Raw genomic sequence first — 16,073 nt, 5'->3', positions numbered from 1 at the left:
TTGTGCGGATGCGCTGGTTGCGATTGTGCAGGTCTGGATAACGCCTGGTCTTACCCCGCCAACCTGCGGAATGTAGGGGCGTAGACGAACCCTGAGAAGAGCCGCCGGGCGGTTCGCACCACCGAGGCCTGGATCGTCTTGCCATCGGCACCGCTGCGCGACAGCGCGACATCGATGCCGCCGCTCGGGTGTTCCAGGCGCACCTCGGTGAGTTGCTCGGCACCCTCGCCCAGCAGGTCGCCGATCACCGTACCGGGGCTGACGCAGGCAGTCGCCAGCCCTACCGCGCCGGTGATGGCCAGGGCGCGATGGCAGTTGTGCGGCATGAAGTAGCGAACCTGCACGGTGCCGTCGTAGCGCGGTTTGGACACCAGCACCGGCTTGGGAATGACCATGCCACTGACATCACCCAGGCCCATGGCCTTGCCGGCCTTCAGGCGCAACGCCTCGAGGCGAGCGAGCAGCGCGCCGTTGGCGTCGAGTTCAGCCGGGGTTTCCGCGCCGCTGACCCCCAGTTCGCTGGCCTGCACCACCATCATTGGCATGGCCATGTCGATGCAGGTGACCGGCACACCATCGATCACATCCTTGGCCTGGCCGGTGGGGAACAGCTTGCCGGTCTTGCTGCCGACCGCATCGAGGAAGGTCAGGTGCACCGGGGCGGCAGTGCCCGGTACGCCGTCGATCGCCGTACGGCCTTCGTAGCGCACGATACCGCCGGGGGTTTCCACCAGCGAATTGACGAAGGTGCCAGTGTTGAGGTTGCGAATACGCACCAACGTCTTGCCGTCCTGGCCCTTGACCAGGCCTTGCTCGATGGCGAACGGGCCCACGGCGCACAGCATGTTGCCGCAGTTCGGGGCTGTGTCGACCCGGCGTTGGGCGACCATGACCTGGACGAACAGGTAGTCGACGTCGGCGTCGGCATGCAACGACGGGCTGATGATGGCGACCTTGCTGGTCTGCGGGCTGCCGCCACCGATGCCGTCGATTTCCAGCTCGTGGCCGGAGCCCATCAGGTTGATCAGCAATTCGTCGCGCTCGACCACATTGGCAGGCAAGTCCCAGGCGTGGAAGAACGGCCCCTTGGAGGTGCCACCGCGCATGAGTACGCAAGGAATTCGTTGCATGATTTCGCACTCTTGTTGATCAATGGACATCATTGATGCTGTGAGCAAAAGAGTGACAGGGATGGATAAATCAATCCAATGCAAATATCGTAGCCATTATTGCTTTTCACAAAATAATTCTCCGTCAAACGGGCTGTGGTTTATTTATGGAATATGAGCTGCAAGACATCCGATCTTTCGTGAAAATCGCCGAACTCGGCAGCTTCCATGAAGCCGCCGAAGCACTGCACCTGTCGCAGCCGGCACTGAGCCGGCGGATCAAGAAGCTCGAAGAAGGGCTAGGCACCTCGTTGCTCGAACGCACCACCCGTCGGGTCAGCCTGACCAGTGTCGGGCGTGACTTCCTGCCCAAGGCCAGGCGGCTGCTGGATGACTTCGAGGACTCGATCCTCAGCATCCGTGAGCTGGCCGAGCGGCAGACCGGCCAGGTCACCCTCGCCTGCATTCCCACCGCCGCGTTCTACTTCCTGCCGTCGGTGATCCGCGACTACAACGAGCAGTACCCGAAAATCCGTATCCGCCTGCTCGACCTCAGCGCCAATGACGGGCTGGAAGCCGTGCTGCGCGGCGAAGCCGACTTCGGCATCAACATGATGAGCGGGCAACACCCGGACATCGAATTCGTCTCGCTGGTGCAGGAGCACTTTGTCCTGGCCTGCCGGCGCGACCACAAACTGGCGGGACGTGAAGCCGTGACCTGGACCGAGCTTGCCGACTACCGGCTGATCGGCGTTGGCCGCCTGAGCGGCAACCGCATGCTGCTCGACCATGCCCTCTCCGGCCTCAACCTGCGCCCCAAGTGGTTCTACGAGGTGCAGCACCTGTCCACCTCGCTGGGCATGGTCGAGGCCGGGCTGGGGGTATCCGCCATGCCCAGCCTGGCCATGCCCAGCGCCGACCACCCGACGTTGGTCAGCGTGCCGCTGATCGAACCCCAGGTAACGCGTACCCTGGGCCTGGTGTACCGGCGCGGTGCGTCGCTGTCGCCTGCCGCGGAAAAGTTCGTTTCGATCCTGCTGGAGAAGTGGCCCAACCGCTGAGCGAGCGCGGCCATCAGGCCGATGCCCGGCCCAGGCAAATACGTGCGCCGCGCCCATGCCTCAGTCCCCACCCAGGCCATGCGGGTCGGGCCGGCGTTTCTCGATGGCGAACTTCAGCAACGCGGCGCTGCGGAACAGGCCATGGGCGAACTTGCCATAGGGCAGCGTGAGGAACAGCGCCATCACCGTGCCCAGGTGGATGGCCAGCAACATGGCCATGGCCCCGCTGTCACGCAGCGCCAGCAGTGCCAGCCCGCTGACGCTGACCAGCAACAGCAGCAGGATGAACGCCCGGTCCATCGGCCGTTGCCGGGCATCGCCGTGTTCCGGCGCCCGGCGCAGGTTCAGCGCCAGTAGCCCGAGCGGGCCGATGACCAGGCCAACCCCACCGGCCGTGCCCAGCAGCACCGGCAGGCTCAGCAGCGGGTAAGGCGCTGCCAGGCCGAGCAGGTAGTGATAACCGGTGGCGACCAGCGTGGCCGCGAAGCACAGCAGGAAGCCGTAGAAGGTCAGGTGATGGAAGCGGCGCCGCCACAGCGTGTAGCGGTCGTCGGCATTGTTGCAGCCCTGGCCATGCCCGCCGTCGAGGTACTTCAGCGTCAGTACCGCCGCCGATGCCTCGAGCACAGCGCCATCGGCCGGCGCTGCCTGCTGCCCGGCGGGCGAAACCTGGCGCCAGAAGCGCCGCACGGCCAGTGCCAGCGCCACACCGGCAAGGCTGAAGACGCTGCCGAACAACAGCGCCAGGGTGTTGTGCGGGAACACCGCATAGAAATCGCCCGCCAGCCGCCCGGGCAGCAAGGTGCCGTTGACCGCCAGGGCCAGCAACAGGAACAGCGACAGCGCCACGGCCAGCGCGCTGGCGACATAGGTGCCATTGTGCCGGTACAGCCGGCCGAACGCCGCCGGCCAGGCATAGTCGGCGTAGGTCTGGCCGCGCACCTTGGCCATCGCCTGCGGCACGTTGACGGCGAACTCGTGGGGCGCGGCGTACTGGCAGGCGTGCAGGCAGGCGCCGCAGTTGTGACAGAGGTTGGCCAGGTAATGGATATCGGCCTTGCCGAAGGTCAGCCGGCGGGTCATCGCCGGGAACACGGCGCAGAACCCTTCACAGTAGCGACAGGCGTTGCAGATGCTCATCTGCCGCTGTACTTCCTGTTCGTCCAGGTTCAGCAACGGGATCAGTTCGGGGCCGCTGGCAGCAGGCTGGTACTGGCGGGGTTCAGGCAGTTGCGCGGTCATGGCGGGCCTCGTCAGGGGATGGAATGCGCGCAGCGGCGGCAGCGGCGCGGGTGCCGGCAATACGCCCGAAGGCGGTGCCGATGGACATGCCGACCCCAGCGGTGTAGCCCTTGCCCAGCACGTTGCCGGCCATCATTTCACCGGCCACGAACAGGTTCGGGCTGCGCCGGCCAGCGAAGTGCACGGCGGCGGTCTCGTCGGTGCGCAGGCCCAGGTAGGTGAAGGTCACGCCAGGGCGTAGCGGGTAGCCGTAGAAAGGCGGCGTATCGATGGGCAGGGCCCAGTGGCTCTTGGCCGGGGTGATACCGACGGTGTGGCAGTCGTCCAGCCGGGTATGGTCGAAGGTGCCAGGCTGGCAGGCGCGGTTGTAGGCCTGCACACTGTCGACGAAGGCCGCCGGCGGCAACCCAAGCAGGCCCGCCAGTTCTTCGAGGGTGTTGGCCGTGGTACCTGGAAACACCGGCGGCATGAAGCGGCCCAGGGCCTTCTGGTCGATGATGGAAAAGCCCACCTGGCCCGGCTGCTGGGCCACCAGGCGGCCCCAGATCGCGTAGCGCTTGGGCCAGAAGTCTTCGCCCTCATCGTAGAAGCGCTGCCCTTCGCGATTGACCACCACCCCCAGCGACACGCAGTCGATGCGGGTGCAGATGCCGCCGTCGTACAGCGGCGCGCGGGCATCGATGGCCACCATGTGCGCCTGGGTCGGGTCACCGATGGTATCGGCACCCAGGTCGATCATGCGCCGCAGCAGCACACCGTCATTGAAGCGGGTACCGCGCACCAGGAAGTTGTCCGCCGGCCATTCGCCGCGTTGGTTCTGCCCCCAGGCCTCACGCAGCCAGCTGCGGTTGGATTCAAAGCCACCGGCGGCCAGCACGCAGCTGCGTGCCTGGATACGTTCGGCCGGCAACTGCCGCCCGCCTACCTCGCGCGCCGGTACATGGGCGGCGACGAAACGCTCGCCGTGCAGCTCGATGTCGCACACCGGGGTGTCGTAGCGAACCTGCACGCCCAGGTGTTCGGCGCTGCGGAAATAGGCATTGACCAACGCCTTGCCGCCGCCCATGAAAAACGCATTGGTACGTGCCGTGTGCAAGGCCCCGGACAACGACGGCTGGAAGTGCACACCGTGGCGCCGCATCCAGTCGCGGCATTCGGACGACGCCCTGATCACCAGCCGCGCCAGTTTTTCGTCGGTCTGGCCGTCGGTGACCTTGAGCAGGTCTTGCCAGAACTCTTCTTCCGGGTATGCATCGACCAGCACATCCTGCGGTGCATCGTGCATGCACCGCAGGTTGCGGGTGTGTTGCGAGTTGCCACCTCGCCAGGCACGCGGCGCGGCCTCCAGCAGCAGCACGCTGGCGCCGGCCTCACGTGCCATCAACGCAGCGCACAGGGCGGCGTTGCCACCGCCAATGACAAGCACATCGATCATTTTGCCTCCAGGTCTCGAGGAGCCAGAACGGTCGGTGTGCTCCTCGCGGACCACGGAATCTAATGACCCCGTGCGGGGGACGAAACGCGATCAGCGGGGGTAGGTGTTCAGTTTTTCTAAAGGGTGGCGGCGCGGCAGGCCCTGCTCAGAGCAGTCGCGCGCCCGGCCATTGGCCGTGGGCGACCAGGTCGCGGGCCACTTCATGCAGCACGATCCGGGTCGCCAATGCTGCTGGCGAGAGCTCGTCTTCACCCAGGCTCACCACCAGGTTGCGGCGCTGCGCCTGGGCATCGTCGATGGCGAATACCCGCACGCCGGCCTGGGCTGCCCGGGCTACCGCAGCACCGGGTTGCAGGGTGGCGGCGTGGCCGGCAGCCACGCAATCCATGAGCAGCGACAAGCCGTCGACCTCCATGACGATGTCGGCTTCAAGCCCGGCCCGGGCCAGGATCGCCTGCAAGGTCGAACGCAGGCCATGCTGGGTACTGGGCATCACCAGCGGCAGCGTGGCGATCTGCTGCAAGCTCAGCGCTTCGCCCCAGCCCTCCTGCACCAGGCGCTGCGGCACCAGCGCGAACAAGCGCTCCTGCAGCAGCGGGCGCACCTCCAGCCGCGCCCCCGCTTCCGCCTGGAACAATACCGCCAGGTCCAGGTGTCGGGCGTTGAGTTGGCTCAGCAGATAGCCCGAGAGCATTTCCACCAGGTGCAGGTGGATGTCCGGATAGCGCTGGCGCATGCGCTCGATCAGGGCCAGGCCCAGAACCGATGCGGTGGTCGGTGCCAGGCCGACGCTGACGTAGCCGCTCATGCGCCCGCTCTGTGCCGCCAGCATGGCGTGTTCGGCCTGGCGCAGCGCCAGCCGCGCGTGGTATTCGAAGGCCAGGCCCGCCGCTGTCGGCGTAACACCGGTACTCGAGCGGGTCAGCAGGCGGGTACTCAGCTCGCTTTCCAGCTTCGACAGCTGCTGGCTCAGGGCGGACGCGCCCACCCCGAGCTCGAGCGCGGCCCTGCCCAGGCTGCCGTGCTCCAGCACACTCAAAAAGTAGCGAAACTGGCGTAACTCCACGTTGACCTCGCGATGCCCCTGCCCTGCCCGCATTGTACGCAGGATCGGCGACTGTTCGCGGCCTACTTGTCGCTCGGGGTGACCAGTACCGTCTCGTTGCTGTCGAGCACGAACACCGCCATCAGCTTGGCCGGCTTGCTGTCGCTGGCGTTGGCGCTGACGCCATGGAACGCGCCCGGGGCCTCGTACCAGTTCTCGCCGGGCTTGTAGACCTTGGCCGGCTCGCCGTTGACGCTGCTGCGTACTTCACCTTCGAGCACGGTGGCGTAGATGAACGCGGAATTCGGGTGGCGATGCGCGGGTGACGCAGCGCCCGGCGCGTAGTCGACGATGACCCCGCGCATGCTCTTGCCTGGCACGTTCGGCAATGGCTTGTCGAACACCACGGTGACCTTGCTCAGCGGGCGTTCGGCGGCGATTGCCGGAGTAATGGCCAGCACGCTGAACGCGGCGGCCAGGAGGGTGCGATTGAACATGCTGATGCTCCTTGGTTGACGGGTGGGGGCTGGGCAACTCACTGGCGCGCCAGCCAGTCTTCGAAACGGATGGTGCCAAGCCGCGCGCCGCTGCCGGGGGTGAGTGACTTGTCGTCGAGCTCGGCGCCGAAATAGCGGGCGTGCACATCGGCCACCACCTTGCGGTTGTCGCCACGCAGGCGCAGCAAGCGGCGCACCAGTTCGTCCATCGGCAGTGCCTCCGGCCCGGCCACCTCCAGCGTAGCGTTGGCCGCGGGTGCCAGGGCCACGTCGATCAGTGCCGCCACCACGTCATCGGAAGCCAGTGGCTGGAACAGCGCCGGCGACAGGTGGACTTCGTCACCGACAGTACCCGCCTGGGCGATGCCTTCGACGAACTCGAAGAACTGCGTGGCCCGCAACACGGTGTACGGCAACGCCGAGTCCTTGATCAGCGCCTCCTGGGCGACCTTGGCGCGGAAGTAGCCGTTATCCGGCAGGCGCTCGGTACCGACGATCGACAACGCCACATGGTGCTTCACTCCAGCGGCTTTCTCGGCCGCCAGCAGGTTGCGCGTGGACGTCTCGAAGAACTCCAGCACCGCCTGGTCCTCCCAGGACGGGGCGTTGGCCACGTCTACCACCACATCCGCACCATCCATCGCCTCGGCCAGGCCCTCGCGGGTGATGCTGTTGACCCCGGTGCTCGGCGCTGCCGCGACGGCCTGGTGGCCGCGCTCACGCAGGCCGTTGACCAGCTTCGAACCAATGAGGCCGGTGCCTCCGATGACCACGATTTTCATTGGGCTGTCTCCGCATGCACGACCGCAACCATTGCCGTCGTCTGGCTGCAGCATGCGCCGCCTGGCACAGCGAGTCCTTGTTCGCAGGCTGGATTTGCCTCCACGCAGGCTTTAATTTGCGTCCAAACTATTCAAACCGGGCGCAGGCCAGTACTGCCGCCTGGGCTGCTGCCGTATCATCGACCGATACCTGAAACCAGGCGCCTCGGCCACCAGGCCCAGGGCGTGCGAGGGATGCCACGTGCCATTCGTGTTTGACGACTATCAGCTCGACGAGCAGCGCCGGGAACTGACCCGCCAGGGCCAGGCCGTGGCCATCGGCCCGCAGGTGTTCGACCTGCTGGTACAACTGGTCAGCCACCGCGACCGGGTGCTGGGCCGCGACGAATTGCTGGCACGGGTGTGGAACGGCAAGGTGGTCTCCGAATCGACCATCACCAGCCACATCAACGCCGTGCGCAAAGCCATCGGCGACTCCGGCGAGGAGCAACGGCTGCTGCGCACCGTGGCGCGCAAGGGCTATCGCTTCGTCGGCGAAGTCCGCGAAGCCGCCAGCGGCCCGGCGCCAACCGCAGCCGAAACGGTGCCGGCACCCAGCGGGCCCGCGCTGCCGGACAAGCCATCAATCACCGTGCTGCCGTTCCAGAACCTCAGCGGTGACCCCGAGCAGGACTATTTCGCCGATGGCATGGTCGAGGACATCATCGCCGCCCTGTCACGCATCCGCTGGCTGTTCGTCATCGCCCGCAATTCCAGCTTCACCTTCAAGGGCCAGCCCATCGACGTGCAGCAGGTGGGCCAGGCACTGGGCGTGCGCTATGTACTCGAAGGCAGCGTGCGCCGGGCCGGCCAGCGGCTGCGCATCACCGGCCAGCTGATCGACGCCAGCAGCGGCGAGCACCTGTGGGCCGAGCGGTTCGAAGGGTCGCTGGATGATGTGTTCGAGTTGCAGGACCAGGTCACTGAAAGCGTGGTAGGGGCGATCGCGCCGCAGCTGGAGCGGGCCGAGATCGAGCGGGCCAAGCGCAAGCCTACCGCCGACCTTGGCGCCTACGATTTCTACCTGCGCGGCACGGCCAAGCTGCACCACGGCACCCGCGAGGCGATCGCCGAGGCGTTGACGCTGTATTACCACGCCATCGAGCGCGATCCTGAGTTCGCTTCGGCCTATGGCATGGCGGCATGGTGCTACTTCTGGCGCAAGCTCAATGGCTGGATGGACAGCCGCGCCGAGGAAATTGCCGAGGGCGCCCGGCTCGCGCGCCTTGCCGTGGCGCTGGGGCGTGACGATGCCGTGGCCTTGACCCGTGGTGGCCATGCCCTTGGCCACCTGACCGGCGACCTGGACGGTGCCATCGCCTTGCTCGACCGGGCACGCCTGCTCAACCCCAACCTGGCGCCGGCCTGGTACCTGGGCGGGGTGTTGCGGGCGCTGCGTGGCGAGACCCAGACCGCCATCGACAACCTCAGCCATGCCACCCGGCTGAGCCCGCTGGACCCGGAGATGTTCCGCATGCAGGTGGGCATGGCGTTGGCGCACTTCTTTGCCGGGCGCCTGGAGCAAGCGCTGGAGTGGGCGGAAAAATCGTTGGGCAACCTGCCCAACTTGCTGGTGGCGGTCGCCCTGGTCGCCGCCAGCCATGCGCTGAGCGGGCGGATGGACAGCGCCTACCGGGCCATGGCGCGCTTGCGCGAGCAAGACCCGGGGCTGCGTGTATCGACCTTGCGTGAGTGGTTGCCGATCCATCGCGACGAGGACTTGGCCCGGCTGGCCGAGGGCCTGCAACTGGCCGGGCTGCCAGCCTGACCGGCAAACCGCCGGCCAGGCACGAGCCACTAGCGGCCTGGGTTCACCCTGCCCAGCCAGTCGCTACGGGTCATCTCCCAGATCTCGACGCGCATTGGCCCGGCAACGAAATCGCCATCGCGCACATCGACCAGGCGCATGCCTTCGTGTTCCGAAACCTTGCGTGACGCTTTGTTGGCCACCGCCTTGGGAACCCGCATGACGGAGCGCGACAAGGTTTCGAACCAATAAGCATTGATGGCCCGGCATGCTTCGCGCATATAGCCTTGGCCCCACCACTGCGGCGCCAGCCAGAATCCGCGGTTGTTTCCAGCCTGGTCATACAGGCTGACGCTGCCGATGATGCGCTCGTCTTCGTCGCGCAGGCGGATCATCCAGTGCCACTCTCGGCCGGCGGCCATCGCAGGCAGGGCGATATCACGCAAATAGGTCAGCGCCCCGTCTGGCGGATACGGCCATGGCACGCGACGGTCGAGGTAGCGCACCACCTCCCATTGGGGAAACAGCGCCTGTATCGCCTGGGCATCCTCCAAGCGCAGCGGCGTCAGCAGCAGACGCTTTGTGAACAAGGTAGCAAGGCCTTCCATGCTTGCGCTCCCGAATATCCTCAGCAATGAGTCATTTTTGAAAGTCGACACCGCGCCTGGCGCGCTCATCGACACTCAATGAAAACACGTCGGGCCGCGAATAATGGCCCACCACATCGAAATCGTAGCGAGCGCGCACCAGCTCCTCCAGGTCGATATCCGCGGTCAACAGCCCCGCTTCACCACGCAGCGGCCCGGCAAGCACGTCGCCCAGCGGCCCGACAATAACACTGTTGCCCTGAATCAGCGGACGCTGCGGATCCCAGCTTGGCACTTCGATGCCCAGTTCACGCGGCGACGGCTGGACCTGACAGGCACTGACCAGGAACATCCGCCCCTCATGCGCGATATGGCGCATGCTGGCTTGCCAGACATCCCGCTCGTCGACGGTCGGCGCGCACCACACCTGTACCCCTTTTGCGTACATGGCCGTGCGCAACAGCGGCATGTGGTTCTCCCAGCAGATCGCCGTGCCCAGTTTACCCGCGGGCGACTCGACCACCGGCAGGGTCGAGCCGTCACCCTGGCCCCAGATCAGGCGCTCGGTGCCCGTCGGCATCAGCTTGCGGTGCTTGGCGACCAGCCCGCCCTCTGGCGAGAAGAACAGCGCGGAACAGAACAGGGTGTTGCCGGAGCGTTCGATCACCCCGACCACCAGGTGCGCCCCGGTGCGCTCGGAGAGCGCGGCGAGTTCGTCGGTTTCCGCGCCGGGTACGTCCACCGCATTGGCGAAATAGGCCTGGAATGCCTCACGCCCCTCGGGCAGGCGATAGCCCAGGTAGGTGCCGAAGGTCGCGCCTTTCGGGTACCCGCCAAGCAGCGCTTCGGGCATCACGACCAGTTTTGCCCCGCTCGCCCTGATCGCTTCCTCGTAACCGAGGATCGACTTCAGGGTCTCGGTCTTGCCGTCCGGGTGGGAACCTATCTGCAGTGCTGCAACGGTGATACGGGCCATGATCGACTGTCTCGTGTGGAGGGTGTGGCTGCCATGTTCTGTCGCGAGGCGTTATTGAACAACGCCGCCAGCGCAACATCTGATATGACTGGCATTCATATCGGGTTTCGCCTAGCGTGACCGCAGTCATTCTTGCAAAGGGCAGTCCCGGTCATGAGCAAACTCGACCTCGCCTCGGTGGACCTGAACCTGTTCAAGGTCTTCGAAGCCTTGTATGAAGAAGGCGGTGCCGGCCGCGCCGCCATCCGCCTGGGCATTACCCAGTCAGCGGTAAGCGCTGCGCTGGCCAGGCTTCGTCTGGTTTTCGCTGACCACTTGTTCGAGCGCACCGGGCGCGGCCTCAAGCCCACGGCAAAAAGCGAGGAACTGCGCCCTGTGGTTGCTGCCGCGCTGGACAAGTGTCGCCAAGGCTTGATGTTGGCATTCAACGACGATGCAGCCATCCAGGGACGCACGATCGCGTTGGGCATGTCGGATGATTTCGAACTGGCGATCGGCAGGCAGCTGATCGATCGGGCGAAAGCCCATGCGCCTGGCATCCGCCTGGTGTTCAAGCAGACCCACAGCTTGCTGGCCAACGATGCCTTGATGAATCGGCAGTTCGACCTGGCGTTGACTTCCGGCGCCGTCGCCTCGAAAGCGCTCGGGCGCCTGGCGCTCGGAACCGGTGGCTACAGCTGCCTTACGGCAACCAGCGCTGCGCCGGTTGCGCTGACCCTTGAGGCTTACCTGGAAAAACGCCATGTGCTGGTTTCTTCAGGCGGTTATGTTGGCGTGGTGGACGAAGTGCTGGCAGCGCAGGCACAGAGCCGCACGGTGGAGGCTTCCACCACGCATTTCGCTGCGCTCCCTGCGCTGTTGCAAGGCAGTGACTGCGTAGCCACCCTGCCGACGCATGCGGCCAAGGCGCTGGCCATGGTGAGCCATGTCGTGTGCCAGCCTTGCCCGATCCACTTGCCGCGGTATTCGATAGAACTGGGCTGGCGCATCGACAATGCTCGCGACCCCGCGATTCGCCTGATGACGGCCTTGCTGCGCGAGGTCATCGCCCAACTGCCAGGCAGCGATACAAGGCCGCTCATGCCTGAGTGAAGCGATTGCAAGCAGGTACCTTGTGGGACCGGGCACACCCCGCTCCCAGCGCCTGCGAAATTGTCTCCATTCAGCGCCCTGACACGCCCCCTGTAGGAGCGGCTTCAGCCGCGATCACCGGCACAGCCGGTGCCATCCACCGCGTCGCCTGCTTCGCGGATAAATCCGCTCCTACAGTTGACGTACTGCACCTTCAACCGGCAGACGTACCAGCTTCAAGAGGAAAAACAACCCTGAAGGTCGTACCCCGTTCTGCACTGGAAACGACCTCTATCGTGCCACCATGGCTGGTGACAATCTCGTTTGCAATGAACAAGCCAAGCCCCAGCCCATGCGGTTTTCCACTCTCGGCATGGCCCGCCCGGGCCAAGCGTGCCTCGGGATTGAACAGGTACATCATGTGGTCTGGCGAAATGGGATTGCCCCAGTTGTGAATCTCGATCACCGCGCAATCGTTCTCGGTCGCAAGCCGCACCTGGATCGGCAAGCGGGTATCGCCGTGGCGTATGGCATTGTTGACCAGGTTCGACACCGCCTGGGACATGCGTGACGGGTCGAAGCTGGCCGGCAATGGCGCTACCTGCTGCAAACGCAGGTCGATCTGCGGATGGGCCAGGCTGACTTCCTTGACGATAGCGTTACACAGAGCGCTGAGCTCATTCGGCTCACGCTGTATGGGTATGCCCAGGCTCAGATTGCATCGGGCCAGGTCGAGCAAATCGTTCACCAGGTCGTTGGCTCGCCCGACGCTCGCGTAGATCTGGGTGACCACGGTCTGTTCCCGGGGCCCCAGCTGTTGGCTCTTGGCAAGCATGCCGGCCCCCATGGTGATCGCTGTCAGTGGCGAGCGAAGGTCATGGCCGAGTACACCCAGCACCATCTTGCGGGTGGTCTCGACGGCCTTGCCATACGAGGCGATGGATTCGACCAAGGCCTGGTCGATGGCTTCGTTGAAGCGGATGATCTCCGCCACCCGCTCGGGCTGGTCGATCGACCTTTCCTGAGCAAGCCACAGGCGCAACACGCTTGAGCGAAGGGCGCGGTACTCCGACACCATCTGGTCCATGCTGAAGCCGTCCATCAGGCGCATGACTGCGTGGGTTTCTGCCGCACTTTCGCGCGCCGACACCGGAGCGAGGCCCTGGGATTTGTCTATTTCCTGCTGTAAGGTCTGGTGGGTTTGCATGTCCCGCGCCACGGCCAGAAGAATGTGCGCGGCGTGGTTCCTCAGGCCCGATACGCTCAGTGCTTCCCTGGGCAGGTCAACCGTTCGGGCGAAGTCCTCCCAAGCCTGGAGGATGCTTTCCATCTGCTCAATGATGAACGTAGACAACCGCATGCAGTCATTCCTCCGCTGCTTGACCAGGGCAGTTTTCGATTGGGTGGAATAAGCGTAGCGCTGCAAAGCCCGGTTTTCGAGCCGGGCGCCACCTTTCTGGCGCTTGTAGCGCTACCGTCTGGCAGTTTCCCAGCGATAAAAATGTACGGTTTGTTGGTGAACCAGTGTCGGGCGGCGCAGTCATAGCCGGGCCCTTTGACCGGCCTCACTGCCAATCTCCTGCCGAGCTGTCTGTCCCATGCGCCACGCTGCCTGCTGCTCCCGCCTTGTCTCGCTCTGCCTGTTGCCTTTGCTGCCGTTGTTGACCAGCCCCGCCCTTGCCAGCGGGGAGCGCCAGTTGGTAGCGGCGATCAACGACTATCGCGCCCAGCCACAGCGTTGCGAGCGGCGCCTGGTTCGGGCCTCGACGCCGCTGGCGCTGAAGGCGAACCTGGCGCTGCCGATCGGCTATGGGGGTGGCTTGCGCGACGGCTTGAAGGCGGTTGGCTACCAGGCAGTGAAGGTGCGGGCTATCCGCCTGGTTGGCGCGCACGATGCCGAGGAGGCCTTCGACATGCTGCGCAGCGACTACTGCGCTGCGTTGCTCGATAGCCAGTATGCCGATATTGGCGTGCGCCGCGCCCGCAATGAGTGGCAGGTGCTGCTGGCGCGCCCATTGCTGGAGGCGCAACTCGGCGATCGGCGCAGCACGGGCCAGGCGTTGCTGGCCCAGGTCAACGCGGCCCGGGCCAAACCGCGCCTGTGCGGGCGCCAGCGCTTTGCTGCCGCACGCCCGCTGACCTGGAACGCCGCCTTGGGCGCGGCCGCACAGCGCCACAGCCGGGCGATGGCCAACGAAAACTTTTTCGCCCACCGCGACCTCGACGGTGACCTGCCGGCGGACCGGGCGCGGGATGCCGGCTATCGCGGCCGCCAGATCGGCGAGAACATCGCCGCCGGCCAGGGCTCAGCAAGCAAGGCGATGGCAGGCTGGCTGGCCAGCCCGGGGCATTGCGCCAACCTGATGAATCCGATGTTTACCCAGGTGGGGGCGGCATATGCCGAGAATTCACGTAGCGATGATGGTGTTTACTGGACGATGGTGTTTGGTGCGCCTTGAGCGGCTTGTCAGTGGCTGGGTGTTACCGAGGCACAATACAAATGCTGGCGGGTCGTCTAGTGCTAGGCACAGATCAAGCAGCCCCATGCAGGGCATGGGAGAAATTATTCACCTTACCCTTTCAACTCACAGGCCCTGAAGCATTACCAGTGAAATACCTAGTATCGATATCCGCTGCAGGCTCAAGCCCGCCGTAAAATTCCTTTATATTGAATTTTCTTGATAAAGCAACGGCATACTCCTGCATAGCAAACATTATTTGATCAATATCAAACGACGGGACCTCATCGAAAGAAAGATCAATATCAAATTTGCCCTCATACTTAATAACCCTCATCAAAACCAAAGGAAGGCGTATCGCTTCCAAAACCTTGAATCCATGCAACTGCTCCGTCAGGCACACCTCTCCCTCAGCGGCAACAACTGCATCAATCAAGCTCTTGTTAATCCCCACCGCGCCTACCTCTCCAAAATCTCCAGAAACAGCTAAGCTAGAGAGATCTTGAGCCCCCATCTCTATTAATTTCAGCAACGCATGTAGGTCGACTGCCGCAACTTGCTGAAGGACAATCTCATAGGACTCAGACATAAATGCGTTAACCAATAAAGTCTTTAAAAGTTCTGTCCATATTCAACCGAACGCCGCGACCATCATGCAGCTGCTTCTCCATGAAGATAGCCCCTTATCCGTTGTCTCCGGCTTGAACTGCCTAGGGACTCGTACAATTTCTCGCAACTACCTGATCGCCTGATCGCTCCAGGTACTCATTGATCCCGCAGTAAACTCCACCCTCCTTCAACGTAGTAATGCCAATAGACCGACCCACATCAACCATCCTTACGAATTGGCCATTGGGCAGCGCTGTAGGATGCCTTTAAGCTCACCCGGAGCAATGGTAAACACGGGGCGCGAGTTGGAGATTTCTCTGTTGAACTGTCCATCTATAACGTGCGCAGCGGCGGCCAGCAACACCGATCAACTGCGAGTTCATTACCAGCAAAGTCTTCTGTAATCAATGCCCACATCGTATTTCGCACTAAGTACACCGCTCCGCTAGGCTCTGCAGCGGGCGCAATTCTCCACCACCAGCTACTGCATTCGGATAGCGGCGACGAAAGTACGGCGACGATGACACAACGCTTGCTTATGACACATTGTGTCATTAAGATCGAATTGTGTCCTGACGTCGCCCCGCGCCGATCAGCCCCTGTTCGCCATCCCATGCAGGTACCGCCCATGACGACCACCATGCAAACCCCCAAGGACCAGCTCGTCAAACTCGCCCAACAGCAAATGCTGACGGCACTGGCCGACAACACCTACACCCCGCGGCAAAAACTCGCCCTCACCTGCCGCATCCTGTTCGACGCTGGCCACGACTCCGGCCTGGCCGGGCAGATCACCGCGCGCGCCGAGCAACCCGGCACTTACTACACTCAGCAACTCGGCCTGGGCTTCGACGAAATCGCCGCCTCCAACCTGCTGCTGGTGGACGAAGACCTCAACGTGCTGCAAGGCCGCGGCATGGCCAACCCGGCCAACCGGTTCCACAGCTGGCTGTACCGCGCACGCGCCGACGTCAACTGCATCATCCACACGCACCCGCTGCACAGTGCCGCCCTTTCGATGCTGGAGGTGCCGCTGGCCATCTCGCACATGGACCTGTGCCCGCTGTTCGATGACTGCGCGTTTCTCAAGGAATGGCCCGGCGTACCGGTGGGCAATGAAGAAGGCGAGATCATTGCCAGGGCGATCGGCGACAAGCGCGCGATCTTGCTTTCCCACCACGGCCTGCTGATCGCCGGCCGCTCGATCGAGGAAGCCTGTGTGCTCGCCATGCTGTTCGAGCGCGCAGCGAGGATGCAGCTGCTCGCCATGGGCGCCGGCGACATCCGCCCCATCCCCGAGGCACTGGGCAAGGAAGCCCACGACTGGATCTCCACCCCGAAACGTCATGGCGCCGCGTTCAGCTATTACGCGCGCCGTGCCTTGCGTGCCCATGGCGACTGCCTGGGCTGATCG

15 protein-coding genes are annotated in these 16,073 nt (G+C 64.2%); 5 read left to right on the top strand and 10 right to left on the bottom strand.

What is annotated here, in order from left to right; all coding sequences use genetic code 11:
* Positions 1–50: 50 nt before the first annotated feature.
* Positions 51–1,130: a 4-oxalomesaconate tautomerase gene (locus HG549_RS08210; protein WP_170029033.1), complete on the bottom strand. Its 1,080-nt coding sequence runs from the start codon at positions 1,128–1,130 to the stop codon at positions 51–53.
* A gap of 146 nt (positions 1,131–1,276) precedes the next feature.
* Here HG549_RS08210 and HG549_RS08205 point away from each other — a divergent pair, with 146 nt between their 5' ends.
* Positions 1,277–2,170, top strand: a complete 894-nt coding sequence (locus HG549_RS08205; protein ID WP_170029032.1) for a LysR family transcriptional regulator — start codon at positions 1,277–1,279, stop codon at positions 2,168–2,170.
* 60 nt (positions 2,171–2,230) lie between these two features.
* Here HG549_RS08205 and tcuB read toward each other — a convergent pair whose 3' ends face one another.
* The 5 genes from tcuB to HG549_RS08180 all read right to left on the bottom strand — a co-directional run bounded on the left by tcuB (position 2,231) and on the right by HG549_RS08180 (position 7,171).
* Positions 2,231–3,412 carry a tricarballylate utilization 4Fe-4S protein TcuB gene (gene tcuB, locus HG549_RS08200; protein ID WP_170029031.1) on the bottom strand — a complete coding sequence of 394 codons (1,182 nt, stop codon included), beginning with the start codon at positions 3,410–3,412 and terminating at the stop codon, positions 2,231–2,233.
* Positions 3,393–4,847: an FAD-dependent tricarballylate dehydrogenase TcuA gene (gene tcuA, locus HG549_RS08195; RefSeq protein WP_170029030.1), complete on the bottom strand. Its 1,455-nt coding sequence runs from the start codon at positions 4,845–4,847 to the stop codon at positions 3,393–3,395. Before tcuA ends, tcuB begins: the two co-directional genes overlap by 20 nt.
* A gap of 145 nt (positions 4,848–4,992) precedes the next feature.
* Complete coding sequence (locus tag HG549_RS08190) at positions 4,993–5,913, bottom strand: LysR family transcriptional regulator (protein ID WP_170029029.1); 921 nt, start codon at positions 5,911–5,913, stop codon at positions 4,993–4,995.
* Between the two features lie 62 nt (positions 5,914–5,975).
* Entirely contained in the window at positions 5,976–6,389 is a 414-nt protein-coding gene (locus tag HG549_RS08185; protein WP_170029028.1) for a cupin domain-containing protein, read from the bottom strand.
* A 38-nt stretch (positions 6,390–6,427) separates the two neighbouring features.
* A complete protein-coding gene (locus HG549_RS08180) occupies positions 6,428–7,171 on the bottom strand; it encodes an SDR family oxidoreductase (RefSeq protein WP_170029027.1) in 744 nt (247 codons plus the stop codon).
* Between the two features lie 241 nt (positions 7,172–7,412).
* Between HG549_RS08180 and HG549_RS08175 the strand changes: the two genes are divergently transcribed.
* On the top strand, positions 7,413–8,978 hold the full coding sequence (locus HG549_RS08175) for a winged helix-turn-helix domain-containing protein (RefSeq protein WP_170029026.1): 1,566 nt from the start codon (positions 7,413–7,415) through the stop codon (positions 8,976–8,978).
* A gap of 29 nt (positions 8,979–9,007) precedes the next feature.
* Here the strand turns inward: HG549_RS08175 and HG549_RS08170 are convergent, their stop codons facing one another.
* Both HG549_RS08170 and HG549_RS08165 read right to left on the bottom strand, forming a co-directional pair.
* Complete coding sequence (locus HG549_RS08170) at positions 9,008–9,565, bottom strand: GNAT family N-acetyltransferase (RefSeq protein WP_170029025.1); 558 nt, start codon at positions 9,563–9,565, stop codon at positions 9,008–9,010.
* 31 nt (positions 9,566–9,596) lie between these two features.
* On the bottom strand, positions 9,597–10,520 hold the full coding sequence (locus HG549_RS08165) for a carbon-nitrogen hydrolase family protein (protein ID WP_170029024.1): 924 nt from the start codon (positions 10,518–10,520) through the stop codon (positions 9,597–9,599).
* A gap of 153 nt (positions 10,521–10,673) precedes the next feature.
* Here HG549_RS08165 and HG549_RS08160 point away from each other — a divergent pair, with 153 nt between their 5' ends.
* On the top strand, positions 10,674–11,612 hold the full coding sequence (locus HG549_RS08160) for a LysR substrate-binding domain-containing protein (protein WP_170029023.1): 939 nt from the start codon (positions 10,674–10,676) through the stop codon (positions 11,610–11,612).
* 193 nt (positions 11,613–11,805) lie between these two features.
* Here HG549_RS08160 and HG549_RS08155 read toward each other — a convergent pair whose 3' ends face one another.
* The gene (locus HG549_RS08155) at positions 11,806–12,951 is read right to left on the bottom strand and encodes a sensor histidine kinase KdpD (protein WP_170029022.1); all 1,146 of its coding nucleotides are present in this window, start codon (positions 12,949–12,951) and stop codon (positions 11,806–11,808) included.
* A gap of 238 nt (positions 12,952–13,189) precedes the next feature.
* Between HG549_RS08155 and HG549_RS08150 the strand changes: the two genes are divergently transcribed.
* Positions 13,190–14,050, top strand: a complete 861-nt coding sequence (locus tag HG549_RS08150) for a CAP domain-containing protein (RefSeq protein ID WP_170029021.1) — start codon at positions 13,190–13,192, stop codon at positions 14,048–14,050.
* A 121-nt stretch (positions 14,051–14,171) separates the two neighbouring features.
* On the opposite strand, the gene HG549_RS08145 is transcribed toward HG549_RS08150, so the two are convergent.
* The gene (locus HG549_RS08145) at positions 14,172–14,639 is read right to left on the bottom strand and encodes a hypothetical protein (protein WP_170029020.1); all 468 of its coding nucleotides are present in this window, start codon (positions 14,637–14,639) and stop codon (positions 14,172–14,174) included.
* A gap of 648 nt (positions 14,640–15,287) precedes the next feature.
* On the opposite strand from HG549_RS08145, the gene HG549_RS08140 reads away from it, so the two are divergent.
* Positions 15,288–16,070: an aldolase gene (locus tag HG549_RS08140; protein WP_170029019.1), complete on the top strand. Its 783-nt coding sequence runs from the start codon at positions 15,288–15,290 to the stop codon at positions 16,068–16,070.
* The last annotated feature ends 3 nt before the right edge of the window (positions 16,071–16,073 follow it).

Origin of the sequence: Pseudomonas sp. SK, from assembly GCF_012975065.1 — a bacterium.
Classification (GTDB): Bacteria; Pseudomonadota; Gammaproteobacteria; order Pseudomonadales; family Pseudomonadaceae; genus Aquipseudomonas; species Aquipseudomonas anuradhapurensis.
The sequence above is the reverse complement of the archived record's forward strand: the minus strand, read 5'-3'. Positions and strand labels throughout refer to the sequence as shown.